Genomic DNA, 19,800 nt, shown 5'->3' on the forward strand with positions numbered 1-19,800 from the left:
CGCCCCATGATCAGGAGGTTTTGATGGCTCGATACACGCTTGTTCCCTCCCATGCCCTCACCGACGATGCGGTGGTGCATCGCTTCCGTCAGGGGCTACCCCAGCGGGTCACCCTGGAAGACCCGGCGGTGGACGTGATGACGGACTTTCGTCGGGTGGAGGCTGTCACCGTCTCGGCTGAAACCGCCATGGATGCCGCGCTGCAGAAGATGATCCACTCCGGGGTGCGTCTGCTGATCGTGGTCTCCGACGACGACCAGATCCAGGGCGTGGTCACCGCCCGTGACATCCTGGGGGAACGTCCGGTGAAAGCGGTATCGGAGCAGCGCATCGCCCACAGTGAACTGACGGTCAGGCATGTGATGACCCACCGCAACGACATCAGCGCCATTGATCACTACGACGTGGTGCTGGCCCGGGTTGGGGACATCGTCGCCACCCTGCGGGAGGCCGGGCGTCAGCATGGCCTGGTGGTGGAATTCGAAAATGGCCGGGAACTGGTACGTGGCGTGTTCTCCCTGACCCAGATCGGGCGTCAGCTGGGGGTGGAGATCTCCGCCGAGGGGCCGGTACAGAGCTTTGCCCGGATCGAGAAGCTGCTGAATCGGTAGGGTGTCGCTACATGCCTTGCGCCACCTGATTTGCCTGGAAGCCTGTGAGGCTTCAGGGGATGCAAGAGTTGCCCAGTGGTGCGCCGCCCTGCCTGCCGGCAGTCGGGTGGCCTGGGTCGGGGGGCGGCCTCCGGTGGCGGTCGAGCATGTGCCCCTGTCCCGGGCCGACAGCCTGCTGGGCCGGGATCTGGATGCCCTGGTCTTCGATGCCGCCGCCGGGCTATCCGCCGATGCCCTGGGCGCCGCCTCCGGGGCACTGCGGGGTGGGGGCGTCCTGCTGCTGATCCTGCCGGGAAGTCCGTCATCCCCGGCTTCCCTGTTTCTGAAGCGTTTCCGACGGCACCTGCGCTGTGCCAACGGGTTGTGCCCAGGGCCGGATACAGCGGTATCCTCATGGCCCATGCCTCAAAAGCGGCCACCGACAGATCCGGCTGGGGGTCCCTGTCTGACCGAAGATCAGCATCACGCCGTGCAGGCCATCATGGACCTTGCCGAAAAACGGAGCACACCGGTGCTGGTGATCACGGCGGATCGGGGGCGTGGCAAGACGGCGGCTCTGGGGATTGCTGCGGCTGGATTGATGGCCGGCTCCCGATCGGCTGGCCAGGGCATTGATATTGGTGTCACGGCGCCCCGCCTCTCGGCCCTGGGGCCATTGTTTGAACAGGCCAAAGGGCTGCTTCCTGCTGATGCAGCACAGGCACCGGGGCTGTTGCGCCTGGGGGCATCCACCCTGATGTATCGTCCTCCCGACCGCATCCCTGATCCGATGCCTCATCTCATGCTGGTGGACGAGGCTGCGGGGATTCCGGTGCAGTGGCTGGATCAGTGGCTCAGTGCTGGCCTGGCGGCCCGCTGCCCCATGGTCTTTACCGGGACCATCCACGGCTATGAGGGCAGTGGACAGGGATTTGCCGTGCGCTTTCGCCGCACTCTGGCGCAGAGAGCGCCCGATGCCCATCACCTGTACCTGAACACCCCGGTGCGCTGGGCCGTCAATGATCCCCTGGAAACCCTCATGGCCCGCGGTCTGCTGCTGGACGCGGAGGCGGCGGAGGATGCGTCCATGACCGACGCCCGGCCCGTGACCTGTGAGCACAAAGCCTTTTCCCGCGAGCAACTGGCCGGGGACGAGGCCCTGCTTGGAGATATTTTCGGTCTGCTGACCCTGGCCCATTACCGCACCCGTCCGTCGGATCTGCAGCGGATGCTGGATGACCCGGCCCTGAAGGTGGTCGGCCTGATGCACCGGGGGCGGGTGGCCGCCGTGGCCCTGCTGGCGGATGAAGGTGAACTGGGGGTGGGGCTGTGCCGGTCCGTCTGGGCGGGAGAGCGTCGTCCCCAGGGGCATTTTCTGCCCGTGAGCCTGATGCTTTACGGCCACATGCCGCCCTCGGGGGGGATGCTGCGCTATCGCCGCGTGGTGCGTATCGCCGTCCATCCCGCTGCCCAGGGACGGGGGTTGGGCACTGCCCTGTTGCAGGCCCTGGTCGAGGAGGCACGGGAGGCCGGCATCGACCTGATCGGGGCCGGTTTCGGCGGAACGGACCCGTTGCTGCGTTTCTGGACCGGGCAGGGTTTTTGTCCGGTGCGGGTGGGGGTGAAGCCGGAAGTGAGCAGCGGGGGCTGGGCGGTGACCGTGCTGCAGGCCCTGACCACGGAGGGACAGGGGGTGCTGGACCCGGTGCGGGCCGGGTTTGGCCGCACCCTGCCGATGCTGTTGTCCGATCCCCTGCGGGGGATGGCGCCGGATCTGGCGGCCAGCCTGTTCCAGGGCCTGGAGCTTTCGCCCCTGTCCGGTGAGGATCGCCGGGTGATTGCCGCCTTTGCCCAAGGGCGGCGGGTCTATGAGGCTTGTCTGCCCGCCCTGCATGCCGGTGTGATGCGCGGCCTGGCGGCGTCCACCAAATCCCTGGCGGAGGACCACAGGGATGCCCTGGTGATGCGGGTGATCCAGCAGCGCCCCTGGGACACGGTGGCGCGGCATTTGGGGGTATCCGGGCGCAAGCCGGTGATTACGGTGCTGCGCCGTGCCGTCGCCGGTCTGCCTGACTGATCAGAATCCAAAAAAACCCCGGGCCTTGCTTCAGGACGCGAGCAGGGCCGGGTGAGCGCGGCGTAGCCGGGAGCGGCTACGGCTCAGGGCTTCACCCGCCCCAGCGGATCATCCGGGTCCACCTCGTCGCGAAACGGTTTCTTGCGGTCGATGTGGGTGTACTGGTAGACGTTGCCCATCCAGTTGTTGATGACGGCCTCGGCGGTGTCGTGCCAGGTGTTGTCCAGATGCTCGCAGATGAGCTGTTCCGGGAAGTCGGGGGGTGTGGTGCCCCGTTTCAGGGCCCGGTCCAGGCGGTCCCGGTATTCTTCCAGGATCGCCTGGCTGCGGGGGCAGAAATAATTGTCCACGAAGGGGGGGTAGTCCTTGCGCTCGCCCCGGGCATAGCGGGCCACCTCCCGCTTGTATTCCTTGAGCAGGCTGATGATGTCGTACTCCGGATGCCCCTGGAAGAAGACGATGCGGAACTCGTCCTCGCTCACCGCCAGATGCACCCCGGCCTCCTCGCTTTCCACCAGCACCTTGAGTCCGGCGCTCTCGAACTGCTGCCGTGAGATGTGATTGAAGCGGGAATGGGGCACGTCGAAGCGGGTATTGACCCCGGCCACCAGGGGGTGGGTGCGGTCCACCACCCGGTGGGGATAGACCCCCCAGCATTTTGAGGGCAGCGGGCTGCGGGTCTGGCCGTAGCGGAACTGCATCACCGCATGGGTGGCCAGGCAGGAGCACAGGGTGGAGGTGACATTGCCGTAGGCCCAGTCGATGACCTGGGCCAGCGGCTCCCAGAAGGGCTCCAGGGACAGGTCCGGCTGGGTGACGTTGGCGCCGGTGATGATGAGGGCGTCCAGCCCCTGTTCCTGGATCTTTTCCAGGGGCTCATAGTACCGGGCCACGTGCGCCCGACCCTGGGGACCCCGTTCCAGGGCGTCCAGGGTGAAGGGATGGATGTAGAACTGGGCAATCTGGTTGCTTTCCCCCACCAGACGGCAGAACTGGCGCTCCGTGGCCGCCAGGGCGGCATCGGGCATCATGTTCAGCAGCCCGATGTGCATGGCGCGGATGTCCTGCTTGAGGGCATAGTCCGAAGGCAGCACCGTCTGACCTTCCTGCTTCAGGCGCGAGAAGGTGGGCAGTTCCGAATGGGCAACGAGCGGCATGGCGGGTGTCCTGACTGCGGGTTTGACGGGAAGGAGCGAGGGCCGTGGCGTCAGCGCTCCGGGCGCTGGCTGTCCAGGGCCTGTTCGATCAGACGGTTGAAATCCGCTTCGGTGCGGACTTGGGCGATGGCATCGGAACTGATGGTATAGCCATACTGCCTGGCCAGGGCCTCGTAGCGGGGCAGGCGATCCCGGAACAGACGCGGGAAGGTCCAGCGCACAAAATCGTCCGGATCCATCTGGGCCACGTATTCCAGCTGCTTTTCTTCCAGATAACGAGCCAGCTCCCGATCCAGGAAGTCTTCCCGGTAATACAGGGGCTTGGGGCTTTCCTCGGCGCGACGGATCAGTTCCTGCTCGTTGGCCTCGGTGGTCTTGATGTAGATGATCAGGGTGTGTTCCGCCAGCAATTCCATGACCCCGGGGTCATCCAGTTCACAGACGCTGCCGCCGGCGTCGTTGATGACGTGATTGAAACCATAGATGTCCTGGGCCTTGAGGATGAACTCGGGCACATCGCGCATGGCGGCCACTTCGGCATCGTGATGCAGACGTTGACGGCGCTTGAATTCCTTCAGGCAAAGGCCGCCCTGCTCGGGATTGCCCAGCTTGCCAAGAAAGCTGGAGACCGGTTGCAGGTTGTCCACCGACAGGTTGTTGACGATGCTGATGGAGTCGGAGCGCAGCAGTTCCTTGAGAAAGGGAATATGCATCACCTGGCGCTTGATGTTGTCCAGGATCGGCTCATCCAGATAGCGGCTGCCGATACGGTAGTCCCCGGAGTAGTGAAACCAGTGGGCGCGGCGGAGCTGGTGGGCGAGGCGGGTCTTGCCCACGCCGGACATGCCCAGCAGGGTGATGGACTTGTTCTTCCAGTGCCGGTATTCGGAGGCCGTGAGTCTCAAGGGGGGATTCCGTCATTGATGAATGGATCAGGCCGCATTTTACGGGATACGCCCGCAAAGTAGCGATCCTCGCCGTCCCGATCCCCCTATCTGCCCTGGGTTACAATGGGATTTTACTTTATCGGATATGCCCCATGCCTCTGCTCGTCTTTCGCAATATCAAGCTCGGTTTCGGTCAGCATCACCTGCTGGACGGCGTGGATCTGTCCATCGAGCCGGGGGAGCGCCTGTGTCTGGTGGGGCGCAACGGGGTGGGCAAATCCACCTTCATGCGCCTGATCACCGGTGACATGCAGGCCGACGACGGCGAGATCGTGGGCCGGGACGGTCTCAGGGTAGCCATGCTGGAGCAGGCGGTGCCGGAGGGGCTTGGCGGCAGTGTCTTCGATGTGGTGGCCGACGGGCTGGGCCATGTGGGCGAACTGGTGCGTCGCTATCACCGGCTGGTGCATGACCTGGGCGAGCGGCCCGACGACTCCCAGGCGTTGCAGGCCCTGGAGCGTTGCCAGCATGAGCTGGAGGCGGTGGGCGGCTGGACCCTGGAGCAGCGGGTGGAGACGGTGCTGTCACGCCTGGAACTGCGGGGGGAGGCGCCCTTCGACAGTCTTTCCGGCGGGCTCAAGCGCCGCGTGCTGCTGGCCCGCGCCTTGGTGACGGCGCCGGATCTTCTGCTGCTGGACGAACCCACCAACCATCTCGACGTGGATGCGATCCAGTGGCTGGAAGGGTTCCTGCTGGGGTTCGAGGGCAGCCTGCTGTTCATCACCCATGACCGGGCTTTTCTGCGCCGTCTGGCGACCCGCATCATCGAGCTGGATCGGGGCCGGCTCACCAGCTGGCCCGGCGACTATGACACCTACCTGCAGCGCAAGGCCGAGGCCCTGGAGGCGGAGGAACGCCAGAACGCCCTGTTCGACAAGAAACTGGCCCAGGAGGAGGTCTGGATCCGCCAGGGGATCAAGGCCCGGCGAACCCGCAACGAAGGCCGGGTGCGTGCCCTCAAGGCCCTGCGGGCGGAACGGGCCGAACGTCGGGAGCGTCTGGGCACCGCCCGTCTGCAGACCCAGTCGGCGGCCCCGTCCGGACGCATCGTGGTGGAAGCCGAGAACCTGTGTTTCAGCTACGCCGGGAAGCCGGTGATCCGTGACTTCTCCAGCCTGATCCTGCGGGGTGACAAGGTGGGCATCATCGGCCCCAACGGCGTCGGCAAGACCACGTTGCTGCGGCTCTTGCTGGGGCAGTTGCAGCCCGGTGCGGGCACGGTGCGCCAGGGAACACACCTGGAAGTGGCCTATTTCGATCAGCACCGGGCCGCCCTGGATGAGGAGGCCAGCGTGGTGGACAATGTGGGCGAGGGTCGTGACCGGGTCACCGTGGGCGGCGAGAGTCGCCATGTGCTGTCCTGGTTGCAGGATTTCCTGTTCGAGCCGGCCCGTGCCCGTCAGCCGGTGAAGGCCCTTTCCGGAGGCGAACGCAACCGCCTGCTGCTGGCCAAGCTGTTCACCCGGCCCGCCAACGTGCTGGTGCTCGACGAACCCACCAATGATCTGGATGCGGATACCCTGGAGATGCTGGAGTCCCGCCTGGTGGAATTTGACGGCACGGTGCTGGTGGTGAGCCATGACCGGGATTTTCTGGATAACGTGGCCACCAGCGTCATCGCCTGGGAAGGGGAGGGGCGTTTCCGGGAGTATGTGGGCGGTTACAGTGACTGGCTGCGCCAGCGCCCGGCGCCCAGGGTGGCGCCCGCCGAGCCGGCCCGGCCAGTGGCAGCCCCGGCACCGGCATCGAAACCGGCGGCACCAAGGGCGGTGAAACTCAGTTACAAGGAGCAGCGGGAACTGGAGGCGTTGCCCCAGCGGATCGAGACCCTGGAAGAGGCACTGGCGGGGATTCAGGCCACCCTGGGCGATCCCGCCTTCTATCAGCGCGGCGGTGACGAGATTGCCGCCATGCAGTCGGCCCTGGCGGACAAGGAAGCGGAACTCAATACCGCCTATGCCCGCTGGGAAGACCTGGAAAGTCGGACCTGTTCCCCGACCTGAACAGCGCAGTTTAACTGGACAATATGTTCCGCACCGAATCAATCCTTATGACTGGGCACTCCCATCAGGCTGATTTTTTCTGTGGCCTTGTTCCGTCTGCATCAGGATCAAACTGCAGTTTGTCACCACAATGGCGACAGTAATAGACCCGCTCTCCCTGCTGGGCATTGCGATGTCGTCTTGCTCCCAGGGCATACACCCGGCAGTGACAGCGATAGGAATAGGTTCGGGTCTGGCGGACAGGAATCAGGCTCAGATCGGTGTTATGGGTCACCCGAGGCTCAAATCCCAGTTGAATCATCACTTCCTGCCATTCCGGGCCATGGGGACGCCGTCGCCCGGCTCCCAGACCAAAACGTCGGTAGATCACGCTGTGGGCCACTTCGTGGGCGATGGTGTCAGGAAAATGATTGCGCCAGTCCAGGGCAAAAATATGGGGATTGAAACGCAAGGATTCCTGGCCCACCACGACTCGCCATTGCCCTGCCGCCCGCCCCCGCAGATCAATGCGAACCTGGGGTGGGGTATTTTCCAGCCGATAAAGACGTGCTGCCCGGGCATACAGTTCCCGGGCTTTATTCTGAATGGCCTGTTGTTGTTCCGGTGTGAGGGGCATGCCGATACAGTCATCAAAGTCAGTGAGAGGGTTGCAATTTACTTTTTTTGGGGGATGTATCATTTTCAATGGATTGCCATGACCCCCCAGACCAAACTATACTCAAACCGGGTTAAAAAAAGTACAGAAACAACCCCCTCTTGATTTTGGGGTAAGCCTGATCCAGAAAGCCGCAATCCCAACAGGCCATCATCATGCAACACATTGACCCCTGTCTGGGTCAATGTCCTGATGTTTTTCGGCCAGGTCTTTCAATGCGGTCCGGTGGACAGGAGTCCCGTCTTTGCATCGGGTCACCCGTTACCCTCTTCATATTCACACTCATCATACAACCCACAACACTGTACAGGAGGACGCGATATCCTTCCCCACCCTGCAGGATGGGGGTTTTCGCGCAAAATAATGACGAACGATATTCTCAATGGCATGACCTCGGCGGAAATCTATGCACTGGCACGCCAACGTGAAGCCCAGGAAAATGAACAGGCCGAACAGGCCTGCCGGGAAAAACTGGAAACACTAAAAGCCCAGCGCAAAGACCTGATTGCCCGACAGACCGCCGAACTGGCAGCCATCGACCGGGACATCAAGGCCCTGGGTGGCCGGGTTCCCCCAGGGCGCAAAAGCCCTGCCGGCGAAGGCAGGAACGGAGACGAGGGTGACGCAGGCCAAAGCGCATCCGGCGTTGGCCTGAGCAAAATGGTACTGGATCTGATCCATGAGCGGGGGGAAATGACCACCAAGGCACTTCGCCAGGAACTCCAGTCCCAGGGCGTAGAGACCCGTCACATCAGCCAGACCCTGGCCTATCTCAAGCGCAACAATCGCCTGCGCAATATCAGCCGGGGTGTCTACGGTCCCCTCTGACCCGCTTCCAGGATGGGATCCCCCCGGCATCGGCTCCGAAAGGTGGGTTAAGGGCCTTTCGGAGCACCAATCCCCGTCCAATCCCTGCCGAGGGCAAATTTTTTATCTTCAAAGCGCCCTCTTTTCTGGCGGCCTGTATTACGGCAACAAATTGATGCATAGGGAAAAATACCCCTTTCCCCACAGGGTCTGCCAAAATTTGAGGGCATCAGAAGGGCGGGATGCTATAGCATATGAGCCATTAAGCGGATAGACTGGCTCTGTGTGGTGGTACAGGTTGTCCGTTTAACGTCGGCACGGGAACCGCTGCATGGCGCTGTAGTTAACTTGAAAGATCAGATTGAGGTTTAGTCAATGTCTACCGGTACTGTTAAGTGGTTCAATGAAACGAAGGGTTTTGGCTTTATCGCCCCTGCAGACGGTGGTGCCGACGTGTTCGTGCATTACTCCGCCATCAACTCCGATGGCTTCAAGACCCTGGCTGAAGGCCAGAAGGTCAACTACCAGGTTCAGCAGGGTCCCAAGGGCCTGCAGGCCGTCAATGTGACCATCGACGCCTAAACGTTCTGTCCCTGCTGGAGCTGGAGTCCCTGCAACGGGGTTCCAGCTCCTTCTTTTTTTCAGCCCGCGTCGTCGGGCGTTTTCAGTTGTACTGCCGACCTTCTCTCTGATCTGCCGGACAGGGATGTTCTAGCGATTTGGCATATTGCCGCCCACGACCCCAAAACCGGGGGCTTGTGGTGCCCAGTACAGAGAGGGCGCTTCCCTGCACCCTCCAGATCAATACCGCTTAATATCTGCTAGTGATCGTTGGCGGCACCGATGCCGTGGGCATGGCCGTGGTCCATCTCCTCCGGGGTGGCATCTCGCACGTCATGGATTTTGACCTGAAAGTTCAAGGTCACGCCCGCCAGGGGATGGTTGGCATCAATCACCACATTGTCACCATCAATGGCAGTGATGGTGACCACCTGCATACCGCCGTTGTCGCCACCGGCATGGAACTGCATGCCCACTTCCAGTTCATCCACGCCCTGAAACTGACTGCGGTTGAGGGTATGAACAAGGCCGTCATCCCGTGGGCCATAGGCCTGTTCGGGCGCCACCTTGACCGTCAGTTCATCACCGGCCTGCTTGCCTTCCAAAGCCTGCTCCAGCCCAGGAATGATATTTCTGGCACCGTGGAGATAGGCAAAGGGTGCCTGCCCGGAAGACTGGTCGATCACCCGGCCATCCTCGTCGGTGAGCGTGTATTCGATGCTGACTACCTTGTTGCTGCCGATCTGCATAAGGCCGATCCTTTGATGCTTTGAATGGAGTCCCAGTCTAACGCGGCTGGCATGCCCAGATCACCTGCAGGAACAGCCAGGCGGATTAAAGCAGCAATCAATCTAGGTGCAATTGTCCAGACTCGACCCGTATGGCCTGTTGTCCCTGCAACCACTGTTGCAGGGTATTGCCCGCCAGACGGGCGCGCCACCCCTGGAGCAGGATGCAGTCGGCCTGGCCGGCAACCAGACTTTCCACATCCCTGCGGTTACCAATGGCCGCCGGACTGATGCCATGTTGCTGCGCCTGATAGCGCAGCAAACCCATGGCCACATCCACCAGAACTTCCTGGGCCGGTGAGAGCTGAATCAGAGGCGGTAAGCTGGGCCAGGCATCCCGGGGACATTGCGCCCCCTTTTGCACCAGCTCCAGCAAAGTCTGGCTGTATCGGCGCAGGATCGTATCCTGCAGGCCCCGGGTTCGGCTCAGTCTGGCCATGTTGGACGGCTTGCGGCGGGCCAGGTCCAAAATCACCTCATCCTGCAACAGCCAGCGACGGGGCTGGTTCGTTCGCATGGCCTCCTCCTCCCGCCAGCAGACCAGTTCCTTGACAATGGCCAACTGGCTGCCCCGCAGGGTATGGATGCCCCGGATGCGGCGCCACAACATTTCACAGGTCGACTGTGTGACCGGATTAAAAAGGTTCCGGGAATCTTCCCACAGCCAGGACAGGCGATCATTGCGTTCCAGGGCATCGTGGATCAGGGGATAGGCGCGGGCCAGATAGCGCACATCGTCCGCTGCATAATTCAGCTGCTCGGGATCCAGGGGGCGTCGGGACCAGTCGGTACGAGACTGGCCTTTTTCCAGGGACACCCCCAGCACAGCCTGGACCATCTTGGCGTATCCGATTTGATCGCCATAGCCCAACAGGGCGGCAGCCACCTGGGTATCAAATACCTGGGTGGGTATAAACCCCTCCCGATAGTAGAGGACTTCCAGATCCTGAGCCGCCGCGTGAAATACTTTGACCAGATCCGGGCGGCGCAACAGGTGAGTCAGGGGGGTCAGGTCATCCAGCGCCAGGGGATCGATACAGACCACCTGATCCAAAGTGGCCACCTGAATCAGGCAGAGCTTGGGGTAGTAGGTTTTTTCCCGGATAAATTCCGTATCCAGCGCCAGCCAGGTACAAGGTTCCAGTGCCTGACACAGGGCTTCGAGGGCTTCGGGAGTGTCGATAAAGCGTGCTTGGTCCATGGCTTGATCAAGGTTTCCTGGTAGTCAAGGGAATCTTGGCTGCACGGCGAACGTTTGGGTCAAGCCAGGCTCAGACACCAGCGCCGTCGTACGCCACGCAGCAGAATGAAAATCAACGGCCACAGCAACAGGCTCGAAAGTACCGGCGCCCAGTACAGCCAGGTGCCTGGCCCATGTCCGGTGATGCCATAGACCCACAATACCATCAGCTTGAACAGGGCCACCATGACGCCCACCGTAATGGCCTGTTGCCATAGGGGATAGACCCGCACCCGCTGATGGACCCGAATGCTGATCCAGGCGATCATGGCCATGGCCAGGGCATGCTGACCCAACAGGGCACCCTTGGTCACATCCAGCAACAGGCCCAATCCCCAGGCACTGCCCACACCCACCCGCCGGGGCAAGGCCATGCTCCAGTAAATCACTGCCATCGCCACCCATTCCGGACGCCAGTACACCCATTGATCCGGCAAAGGGATGATGGTCAGTACAAAAGCCACCAGCAAGGTCACGGGAATGACCAGCAGCAGGCCCCGCAGTTTATCCATCGCCATGCTCCGTGCCGTGGGTATCACCCTGTTCCTGTTGCGGGTCTGATCCACCATCGGCAGGCCACAGCAGCAGCACCTCTCTGGAACGGTCCAGATGGGCCATGGGTTGGGCATCCACCACCGCAAAGGGTTCCCCTGAGGGGCGATCGACCCGAATGACCCTGGCCACCGGATAGTCGGCAGGAAAGCGTCCACCCAGCCCGGAGGTGCTGATGATATCGCCAGGTTCAATGTCTTCACTGGGCGGAATAAACCGTAATGACAGACGCTCCGGATTGCCAGTCCCCACCGCCAGGGTCCGCAGACCGGTACGATTGACCTGTACCGGCAGCGCATGGCTGGGGTCGGAGATCAACAAGGCCACACTGTGCAGGGTATTCACTTCCAGTACCTGTCCTACCACGCCGACAGCGTTGATCACCGGTTGCCCCGGATAGACACCGTGAATCCGTCCCTTGTTCACCAGAATCTGCTGGCGAAAAGGGTCCAGATCCACCGCCAGCAATTCAGCAATCACCACCTGTTCCCGTAAGCGGGAAGAGGTATCCAGCAAGGCCCGCAGTCGTTCATTTTCTGTTTCCAGGGCTTCAAAGCGCAACAGCAGACCGCGTAATTTCAGTTGCTCTTCCCGCAGTTGGCGGTTTTCTGCGATCAGGGATTGATGGCTGGAAAACTGCTCCACCACCCAATATCCCCCCCGCACGGGTAAATCCGCCAGATACTGAATCGGATACACCAGCAGCGCCAGGGTGGATTTGACCTGTTGCAGATGGTGATGGCGATGGTCCAGGGTCATGAGCACCAGGGACAACACCACACACAACGCCAGCCGGAAAGCGGGAGAAGGCCCCAGATTGAAGAGCGGCTGTTTGATGGCAGACCCTCCTGCAGAAACGAATGCCGACCCTGGCCGGACAGAAGGTGGGATATGCCGAGAGACAATGCGGGTCGGCGGATGAGGCGGGTGTTATTCCACGGATAGAAAATCCGTACCTTGACTATCCAGCATCTCCAGTACCTTGCCGCCACCCCGGGCGACGCAAGTCAGTGGATCGTCAGCCACCAGCACCGGGATACCGGTTTCTTCCATCAGCAGCCGGTCCAGATCCCTCAGCAGGGCGCCGCCACCGGTGAGCACGATGCCCCGTTCCGCCACGTCGGAACCCAGTTCCGGCGGGGTCTGTTCCAGTGCCGTGCGCACGGCACTGACGATGCCGTGCAGAGGCTCCTGCAGGGATTCGAGGATTTCGTTGCTGTTAAGGGTAAATGCCCGGGGCACCCCTTCGGCCAAATTACGGCCCTTGATCTCGATCTCCAGCAGTTCCTTGCCCGGATAGGCGGAGCCGATTTCGTGCTTGATGCGTTCGGCGGTGGCCTCACCGATGAGGATGCCGTAGTTGCGGCGCACATAGGAAATGATGGCATCATCGAAGGTGTCTCCGCCGATGCGCACGGAAGCGGAATACACGATGCCGTTGAGGGACATGACCGCCACTTCGGAAGTACCACCGCCGATATCCAGCACCATGGAACCACGGGCCTCGTCTACCGGAATACCGGAACCAATGGCGGCGGCCATGGGTTCCTCCATCAGATACACCTTGCGGGCGCCGGCGCCGGCGGCGGATTCACGGATGGCCCGTCGTTCCACCTGGGTGGCGCCACAGGGTACGCACACCAGCACCCGGGGACTGGGACGAAACAGGCGATTGCTGTGTACCCGCCGAATAAAATGCTGCAGCATCTTTTCGGTGGTGGTGAAATCGGCGATCACCCCATCCTTCATGGGGCGGATGGCCTGAATGTTCTCCGGCGTTCGACCAATCATTTTTTTGGCCGCGATCCCCACCGCCTCAATGGAGCGAGGACCACCAGGACCCCGATCCTGACGGATGGCCACCACAGAAGGTTCGTTGAGCACAATACCCTTGCCACGCATGTAAATCAGCGTGTTGGCGGTACCAAGATCAATGGAGATGTCGTTGGAAAGGAGACCGAGTATGCGGCTGAGCATGATGGTTTTTGGGCGTCGCCTGCGAAAGGCGCTACTCTATCAACCAGAGGAGGCTTTGGGCAAGGCGCAGACTGTGCTACTTTACGCAGTTTGGCCCTAAACAACGGAAACATTCCGGAGTCCGTCATGTCCCTGTCACAAGAACAGGTCCAGAAGATCGCTCACCTGGCCCGCCTGGGCGTGGAAGCGCAGGCGCTGGACACCTACGCCCGTACCCTGTCGGACATTCTGGATTTTGTGGAACAGATGGACGGTGTGGATACCGAGGGCGTAGAGCCCATGGCCCATCCCCTGGAACTGTCCCAGCGCCTGCGTGCCGATGTCCCCACCGAGACGGACCAGCGGGCGCATTTTCAGGATATTGCTCCGGCAGTGGAGGACGGCCTCTACCTGGTCCCCAGGGTCATCGAATGATCCGATGGCCGCCCGCTGTGCAGTGAGCCTGAACCGCCCAACGGCCTTCAAACACGGAATTTCCCATGCACCACAAGACCCTCGCTGAACTTGCCGCCGCCCTCGGGGACGGCAAAGTATCCAGTGTTGAACTCACCGAGCACTTTCTGCGGCGCATCGAATCCCTGGATCATCGGCTCAACAGCCTGATCACCGTCACCGGGGAGCAGGCCCTGGAGACAGCCCGTGCCGCCGACGCCGCCCGGGCCAGGGGCGAGGCCGGACCGCTGACCGGCGTGCCCATTGTTCACAAGGACATCTTCTGCACCGAGGGCGTGCGCACCTCCTGCGCCTCCCGCATGCTGGACAACTTCATCTCCCCCTACGATGCGGGGGTGGTGGAGCGCTTCAAGGCCGTCGGCTGCCCGGTGCTGGGCAAGACCAACATGGACGAGTTCGCCATGGGGTCTTCCAACGAGACCAGTGACTACGGTCCGGTGAACAATCCCTGGGACACCCAGCGGGTGCCCGGTGGCTCCTCCGGGGGTTCCGCCGCCGCGGTGGCGGCCCGCCTCGCCCCGGGGGCGACGGGGACCGATACCGGCGGCTCCATCCGCCAGCCGGCGGCCCTGACCGGCATTACCGGCCTCAAGCCCACCTACGGACGGGTCTCCCGCTGGGGCATGATCGCCTTTGCCTCCAGTCTGGACCAGGGCGGCCCCATGGCCCGTACCGCCGAGGACTGCGGCCTGATGCTCAACGTCATGGCCGGTTTCGACGAGCGGGATTCCACCAGCCTGGAGCGCCCGGCGGAAGACTTCAATGCCCGCCTCAATACCACCCTCAAGGGCCTGAAGATCGGCCTGCCGCGGGAGTTCTTCGGCGAGGGCATGGACCCGGGCGTGGCCCGGGTGATCGATGAGGCCATTGATTTCTACAAGAAGCTGGGGGCCGACTTCGTCGAAGTGGCGTTGCCCCATTCCGGTCTGTCGGTGCCGGTTTACTATGTGGTGGCGCCGGCGGAGTGTTCTTCCAACCTGGCCCGTTTTGACGGCGTTCGCTACGGTTACCGCTGCGAGGACCCCAAGGACCTGATGGACCTCTACATGCGCTCCCGGGGGGAAGGCTTCGGACCCGAGGTGCAGCGCCGCATCATGGTGGGTACCTATGCCCTCTCGGCCGGGTATTTCGATGCCTATTACCTCAAGGCCCAGAAGATCCGTCGCCTGATCGCCGACGATTTTCGCCAGGCCTTCGGGCAGGTGGATGTGATCCTGGCGCCCACCACCCCGACCACGGCCTTCCGCCTGGGGGAGAAGACCGCCGACCCGGTGACCATGTACCTGTCGGACATCTACACCATCGCGGTCAATCTGGCCGGACTGCCGGCCATGTCCCTGCCCGCCGGTTTTTCCGAGGGACTGCCCGTGGGCATGCAGTTGATCGGCAACTATTTCGACGAAGCTCGCCTGCTGGGCGTGGCCCACCAGTACCAGCGGGGCACCGAGTGGCATCAGATGGCCCCCGCGGGCTTTGAATAACTGTTGAGACCTGGGGTCTGAATAATGATGGAATGGGAAACGGTCATCGGGCTGGAAATCCACGCCCAGCTGTCCACGCAATCCAAGATCTTTTCCGGCGCTTCCACCGCCTACGGCGCCGAGCCCAACACCCAGGCCTGCGCGGTGGACCTGGGGCTGCCCGGCGTGCTGCCGGTGCTGAACCGGGAAGCGGTGCGCATGGCCGTCAAGTTCGGCCTGGCCATCGGTGCGCCCATTGCGCCCCGCTCAATCTTCGCCCGCAAGAATTACTTCTATCCGGACCTGCCCAAGGGGTATCAGATCTCCCAGTATGAGCTGCCCGTGGTGGGGCGTGGGCAGGTGGACATCGAGTTGGAAGACGGCCAGACCCGTACCATCGGTGTCACCCGGGCTCACCTGGAAGAAGACGCGGGCAAGAGTCTGCACGAGGATTACCACGGCATGACCGGGGTGGACCTGAACCGTGCCGGCACCCCCTTGCTGGAGATCGTCTCCGAGCCGGACATGCGCTCCGCCCGCGAAGCGGTGGCCTACATGAAGAAGATCCACGCCCTGGTGCGTTATCTGGAGATCTGTGACGGCAACATGCAGGAAGGCTCCTTCCGTTGTGATGCCAATGTGTCCGTGCGCCGCAAGGGCACCGAGAAGTTCGGCACCCGGACCGAGATCAAGAACCTCAACTCCTTCCGGTTCCTGGAGCGGGCCATTCACTTCGAGGTGGAGCGTCAGATCGACATCCTGGAAGGCGGTGGCGCGGTGGTGCAGGAGACCCGCCTGTTCGACCCGGACAAGGGGGAAACCCGCTCCATGCGTTCCAAGGAGGAGGCCAATGACTATCGCTATTTCCCCGATCCCGATCTGTTGCCCCTGGACATCGAGCCCGCCTTCATCGAACAGGTCCGGGGTTCCCTGCCGGAGTTGCCGGACGAGAAAAAGCACCGTTTCATGAACGATCACGGCCTGTCCGCCTATGATGCCGGCGTACTCACCGCCAGCCGGGAAATGGCCGAATACTTCGAACAGGTGGCGGCTGCCGTGGAAGGTCAGGCCAAGCTGGCGGCCAACTGGGTGATGGGGGAGCTGACCGGCGCCCTCAACCGGGAAAGCCGGGAGATCACCGACAGCCCCGTCTCCGCCGAGGCCCTGGGGGGACTACTGCGACGCATCCAGGACAACACCATCTCTGGCAAGATCGCCAAGGAGGTCTTCGAGGCCATGTGGGCCGGTGAAGGCGATGCGGATCAAGTGATCGAGGGCAAGGGGCTCAAGCAGATCACCGATACCGGTGCCATCGAGCAAGTGATCGATCAGGTGATTGCCGACAATCCTTCCCAGCTGGAGCAGTACCGTAGCGGCAAGGACAAGCTGTTCGGCTTCTTCGTCGGTCAGGTGATGAAGCGCACCGGCGGCAAGGCCAACCCCGCCCAGGTGAACGATCTGCTCAAGCAGAAGCTGTCCTGACCCATTCAATCCCCTCTCCCCCTGGGGAGGGGGGAGAACCCGGTAGTTCCCTGCTTACCCCCCGCCGCAGACGGTGCAGCCGGGGTCTTTTTTCACCCGGATGCTGCGCCATTCCATCGCCAGGGCATCCAGCAGCAGCAGCCGCCCCCGAACCGTGGGCAGACCCAGCAGCAGTTTCAGGGCCTCGGTGGCCTGCAGCGTTCCCATCACTCCCGGCAGACTGGCCAGGATTCCGTTGCGGCTGCAGGTCTCGGCGGTCTCCTCGCCTTCTCCGTAGAGACAGTGATAGCAGGGGCTGTCCGCCACCCGGGGCTCGAATACCGACAGCTGCCCCTCCAGCCGGATCACCGCCGCCGATACCAGCGGGGTACCCGTGGCCACACAGGCCCGGTTGACCGCAAAGCGGGTGGCGAAGTTGTCGCAACAGTCCAGCACCACGTCCACATCGGCCATGGCCCGGGCCAGGGCATCCCCTGTCAGGGCCTGATCGATGCAGGTCACCTGCACCAGGGGGTTGATCCCGGCAATGGATTCCTCGGCCGAGGTCACCTTGGGCCGACCGATGCGGTCGGTACGATGGATGATCTGGCGCTGCAGGTTGGACAGATCCACCCGGTCGAAGTCCACCAGGGTGAGCCGGCCCACGCCGGCGGCGGCCAGGTACAGGGCCACGGGACTGCCCAGCCCCCCCAGGCCGATGATCAGGGCATGGGACTGCCCCAGCCGTTCCTGACCCTCGTAGCCCACCTGGGGCAACAGGATCTGGCGACTGTAGCGCAGCAGGATCGGGTCATCCATGACCGGCGGGTTCCCGGGCGCCGGCGTCCAGGCCATAGGCGGCTGCCTGCTGGTCCGCATGGTAGGAGGAGCGCACCATGGGGCCGCTGGCCACCTGAGAGAAGCCCAGCCCGTAGGCCACCTGGGCCAGACGCTCGAATTCCTCCGGGGTGACGAACCGGCTCACCGGCAGATGGTGCCGGGAAGGTTGCAGGTACTGGCCCAGGGTCAGCATCTCGCAGTCATGGTCCCTAAGATCCCTGAGCGCGGCCTCCACTTCCGCCGACGTTTCCCCCAGACCCAGCATGAGTCCCGACTTGGTGGGGATGTCCGGGTGCCGGGCCTTGAAAGCCTTGAGCAGGGCCAGGGACCAGCCATAGTCGGCGCCGGGACGGGCCTGCCGATACAGCCGTGGAACGGTCTCCATGTTGTGGTTGAAGACGTCCGGCGGGGCCTGATCCAGGATTTCCAGGGCGATCTCCATGCGACCGCGAAAGTCCGGCACCAGGATCTCGATGCGGATCTCCGGGCACAGGGCGCGGGTCTGGCGGATGCAGTCAACGAAATGGGCGGCGCCGCCATCCCGCAGGTCGTCCCGGTCCACCGAGGTGATGACCACGTAGCGCAGGCCCATGGCTTGCACCGTGCGGGCCAGGTTCTCGGGTTCTTGCGGGTCCAGGGGATTGGGGCGGCCATGGGCCACGTCGCAAAAAGGACAACGCCGGGTGCAGATGTCACCCATGATGATGAACGTGGCGGTGCCGTGGCCAAAACATTCTCCCAGATTGGGGCAGGCGGCTTCTTCGCAGACGGTGTGCAGGTGACTGTCCCGCAGCACCCGCTTGAGGCGTTGAACTTCCGGGCTGCCCTGGGCACGGGCACGAATCCACGGCGGCTTGCGCTGGACTTGCACGGTGGGGGCCACCTTGACCGGGATGCGGGCCACCTTGTCGGCGGCCCGCAGCTTTTCACCCTGAACCGGGCGCTGGGGAGGGGTGGTCATCAGTTGCCCCCCTTGAGGACATTCATGATCTGGATGATTTCCTCCTCGGATTCCCGAAACAGATCAATTTTCATGTCATCATCGGGCGCCGGCAAACCCAAACGGTGATAGGCGGGAATCTGGTCATAACGGGGATAGCGGTCCCGTTGCCCATCCGGATCATGGGCATGGCGATACAGTTCAGCCACCATGACCACATCGCAATAATCCGGGATGTCCTGGGTTTTTCTGTCCCACTGGCCCCATTCCCGCACGATCTGACAAATATCCGCCCCCAATCCCCAGTAATTGATCACCAGTTCACCCACCACAGGATGCAGGCGGGTCAGGATATTATCCAGCTCCGAGGCGTCGATATCCGGATAATTCCGGCCCACATGATCCAGCAGGGGCACCATGCCCACCTGATGCAACAAACCCGCCAGCATGGCGTGCTCAGGATCGAAGCGGGGGTGATGGCGGGCCAGGATATAGCTCAGGGCAGAGACATGGACACTGCGGTCCCACAGGCTTTTCATCCGCTGCCTGAGCATGGGGACATTGGTCCTGAAGACCTGACGCATGGCGATGGTGAGCACCCGCTGTCGGGTGACATCAAACCCCAGCCGGATGACCGCATCACGGACGCTCCCCACCGGGCTGGAGCCACCATGCAAGGCACTGTTGGCAGCCTTGATCAGACTGCCGGTTACTGCCACATCAAGCTGAATGATCCGGGACAGTTGATGCACGTCGGTTTCAGGGTCATTCATGGCCCCCTGAATACGGATGGCAATTTCCGGCAGGGTCGGCAGATCCAGTTGACTGGTTAAGATCTGCTGATAGATTTTGGTGAAAATGGCGCTTTCCTGGGGGGAGAGGAAGGTTTCCTCCACCTCCACATTGTCACTCCACTGCTGCCGGGTGAGGGACTCGTACATATTGCGGTCGACCCGCAACAGAGCACTTGGGACGGCACAGACAGCCAGCTCCCGCAGATTCTGCCCCGTGAACAGCGGCTGTTTGGCCCTGGGACTGTCTGCTGTGATCTCTGTGGTCTGATCCCCGGCAGCCAGAGTGACCCGCCCTTCCAGCACATAGAGCAACCAGCGGTTTTCCTGTGTGGCCGTCAGTTGCGTACCGGCCTTGAGGTGAATCCGGATGGATTTACCGGCCAGATTCTCCCTGGCCTTGTCGGACAGCTCCTTCAAAGGGGAAAAACTGGCCAGTAATGGCGCAGAAATGGTGTTGTCAGGCATGAAATATGTTCCTGAGTACAGCAAATGAATGCT

The 19,800-nt window shown here is 62.3% G+C and carries 19 protein-coding genes; 8 read left to right on the forward strand and 11 right to left on the reverse strand.

Features of this window, described 5'->3' with window-relative positions; translation table 11 throughout:
* The first annotated feature begins 23 nt into the window (after positions 1-23).
* Both BMX62_RS07810 and BMX62_RS07815 read left to right on the forward strand, forming a co-directional pair.
* Positions 24-611, forward strand: a complete 588-nt coding sequence (locus tag BMX62_RS07810) for a CBS domain-containing protein (RefSeq protein ID WP_090206926.1) — start codon at positions 24-26, stop codon at positions 609-611.
* A gap of 1 nt (position 612) precedes the next feature.
* A complete protein-coding gene (locus BMX62_RS07815; protein ID WP_090206929.1) occupies positions 613-2,667 on the forward strand; it encodes a tRNA(Met) cytidine acetyltransferase TmcA in 2,055 nt (684 codons plus the stop codon).
* An 83-nt stretch (positions 2,668-2,750) separates the two neighbouring features.
* Here BMX62_RS07815 and metA read toward each other — a convergent pair whose 3' ends face one another.
* The gene (gene metA / locus BMX62_RS07820; RefSeq protein ID WP_090206933.1) at positions 2,751-3,824 is read right to left on the reverse strand and encodes a homoserine O-succinyltransferase MetA; all 1,074 of its coding nucleotides are present in this window, start codon (positions 3,822-3,824) and stop codon (positions 2,751-2,753) included.
* Positions 3,825-3,874: 50 nt separating this feature from the next.
* Entirely contained in the window at positions 3,875-4,729 is an 855-nt protein-coding gene (locus BMX62_RS07825) for an ATPase (protein WP_090206936.1), read from the reverse strand.
* Between the two features lie 134 nt (positions 4,730-4,863).
* On the opposite strand from BMX62_RS07825, the gene BMX62_RS07830 reads away from it, so the two are divergent.
* Complete coding sequence (locus BMX62_RS07830) at positions 4,864-6,774, forward strand: ATP-binding cassette domain-containing protein (protein WP_090206939.1); 1,911 nt, start codon at positions 4,864-4,866, stop codon at positions 6,772-6,774.
* A 64-nt stretch (positions 6,775-6,838) separates the two neighbouring features.
* Here BMX62_RS07830 and BMX62_RS07835 read toward each other — a convergent pair whose 3' ends face one another.
* On the reverse strand, positions 6,839-7,390 hold the full coding sequence (locus BMX62_RS07835; protein WP_090206942.1) for a SprT family zinc-dependent metalloprotease: 552 nt from the start codon (positions 7,388-7,390) through the stop codon (positions 6,839-6,841).
* A gap of 402 nt (positions 7,391-7,792) precedes the next feature.
* Between BMX62_RS07835 and BMX62_RS07840 the strand changes: the two genes are divergently transcribed.
* Positions 7,793-8,257, forward strand: coding sequence for a hypothetical protein (locus tag BMX62_RS07840; protein ID WP_090206945.1), 465 nt, complete (start codon positions 7,793-7,795; stop codon positions 8,255-8,257).
* A gap of 354 nt (positions 8,258-8,611) precedes the next feature.
* Positions 8,612-8,818, forward strand: a complete 207-nt coding sequence (gene cspE, locus BMX62_RS07845; RefSeq protein WP_008932428.1) for a transcription antiterminator/RNA stability regulator CspE — start codon at positions 8,612-8,614, stop codon at positions 8,816-8,818.
* A gap of 239 nt (positions 8,819-9,057) precedes the next feature.
* Here cspE and BMX62_RS07850 read toward each other — a convergent pair whose 3' ends face one another.
* The 5 genes from BMX62_RS07850 to BMX62_RS07870 all read right to left on the reverse strand — a co-directional run bounded on the left by BMX62_RS07850 (position 9,058) and on the right by BMX62_RS07870 (position 13,354).
* Positions 9,058-9,546 (reverse strand): FKBP-type peptidyl-prolyl cis-trans isomerase, encoded by a 489-nt coding sequence (locus BMX62_RS07850; protein ID WP_090206949.1) that lies wholly within the window; start codon positions 9,544-9,546, stop codon positions 9,058-9,060.
* A gap of 97 nt (positions 9,547-9,643) precedes the next feature.
* On the reverse strand, positions 9,644-10,786 hold the full coding sequence (gene rnd / locus BMX62_RS07855; protein WP_090206953.1) for a ribonuclease D: 1,143 nt from the start codon (positions 10,784-10,786) through the stop codon (positions 9,644-9,646).
* Between the two features lie 59 nt (positions 10,787-10,845).
* Positions 10,846-11,337 carry a rod shape-determining protein MreD gene (gene mreD / locus BMX62_RS07860; RefSeq protein ID WP_090206956.1) on the reverse strand — a complete coding sequence of 164 codons (492 nt, stop codon included), beginning with the start codon at positions 11,335-11,337 and terminating at the stop codon, positions 10,846-10,848.
* Complete coding sequence (mreC, locus tag BMX62_RS07865; RefSeq protein ID WP_143339698.1) at positions 11,330-12,268, reverse strand: rod shape-determining protein MreC; 939 nt, start codon at positions 12,266-12,268, stop codon at positions 11,330-11,332. Before mreC ends, mreD begins: the two co-directional genes overlap by 8 nt.
* A gap of 39 nt (positions 12,269-12,307) precedes the next feature.
* On the reverse strand, positions 12,308-13,354 hold the full coding sequence (locus BMX62_RS07870) for a rod shape-determining protein (RefSeq protein ID WP_090206962.1): 1,047 nt from the start codon (positions 13,352-13,354) through the stop codon (positions 12,308-12,310).
* Between the two features lie 126 nt (positions 13,355-13,480).
* Between BMX62_RS07870 and gatC the strand changes: the two genes are divergently transcribed.
* The 3 genes from gatC (at position 13,481) to gatB (ending at position 16,749) form a co-directional block, all read left to right on the forward strand.
* A complete protein-coding gene (gene gatC, locus BMX62_RS07875; protein WP_090206967.1) occupies positions 13,481-13,768 on the forward strand; it encodes an Asp-tRNA(Asn)/Glu-tRNA(Gln) amidotransferase subunit GatC in 288 nt (95 codons plus the stop codon).
* A gap of 65 nt (positions 13,769-13,833) precedes the next feature.
* Positions 13,834-15,288, forward strand: a complete 1,455-nt coding sequence (gatA, locus tag BMX62_RS07880; RefSeq protein ID WP_090206971.1) for an Asp-tRNA(Asn)/Glu-tRNA(Gln) amidotransferase subunit GatA — start codon at positions 13,834-13,836, stop codon at positions 15,286-15,288.
* A 27-nt stretch (positions 15,289-15,315) separates the two neighbouring features.
* Complete coding sequence (gene gatB / locus BMX62_RS07885) at positions 15,316-16,749, forward strand: Asp-tRNA(Asn)/Glu-tRNA(Gln) amidotransferase subunit GatB (RefSeq protein WP_090207051.1); 1,434 nt, start codon at positions 15,316-15,318, stop codon at positions 16,747-16,749.
* A 54-nt stretch (positions 16,750-16,803) separates the two neighbouring features.
* Here the strand turns inward: gatB and BMX62_RS07890 are convergent, their stop codons facing one another.
* From BMX62_RS07890 to BMX62_RS07900, 3 genes are read right to left on the reverse strand one after another with little or no spacing between them, the layout of a single operon-like run.
* Complete coding sequence (locus tag BMX62_RS07890) at positions 16,804-17,547, reverse strand: HesA/MoeB/ThiF family protein (protein ID WP_090206973.1); 744 nt, start codon at positions 17,545-17,547, stop codon at positions 16,804-16,806.
* The gene (gene lipA, locus BMX62_RS07895; protein ID WP_090206975.1) at positions 17,540-18,529 is read right to left on the reverse strand and encodes a lipoyl synthase; all 990 of its coding nucleotides are present in this window, start codon (positions 18,527-18,529) and stop codon (positions 17,540-17,542) included. Before lipA ends, BMX62_RS07890 begins: the two co-directional genes overlap by 8 nt.
* Positions 18,529-19,767, reverse strand: coding sequence for an HDOD domain-containing protein (locus BMX62_RS07900; protein WP_090206976.1), 1,239 nt, complete (start codon positions 19,765-19,767; stop codon positions 18,529-18,531). Before BMX62_RS07900 ends, lipA begins: the two co-directional genes overlap by 1 nt.
* Between the last annotated feature and the right edge of the window lie 33 nt (positions 19,768-19,800).

The sequence above is a fragment of the Ectothiorhodospira magna genome (genome assembly GCF_900110965.1).
GTDB lineage: Bacteria > Pseudomonadota > Gammaproteobacteria > Ectothiorhodospirales > Ectothiorhodospiraceae > Ectothiorhodospira > Ectothiorhodospira magna.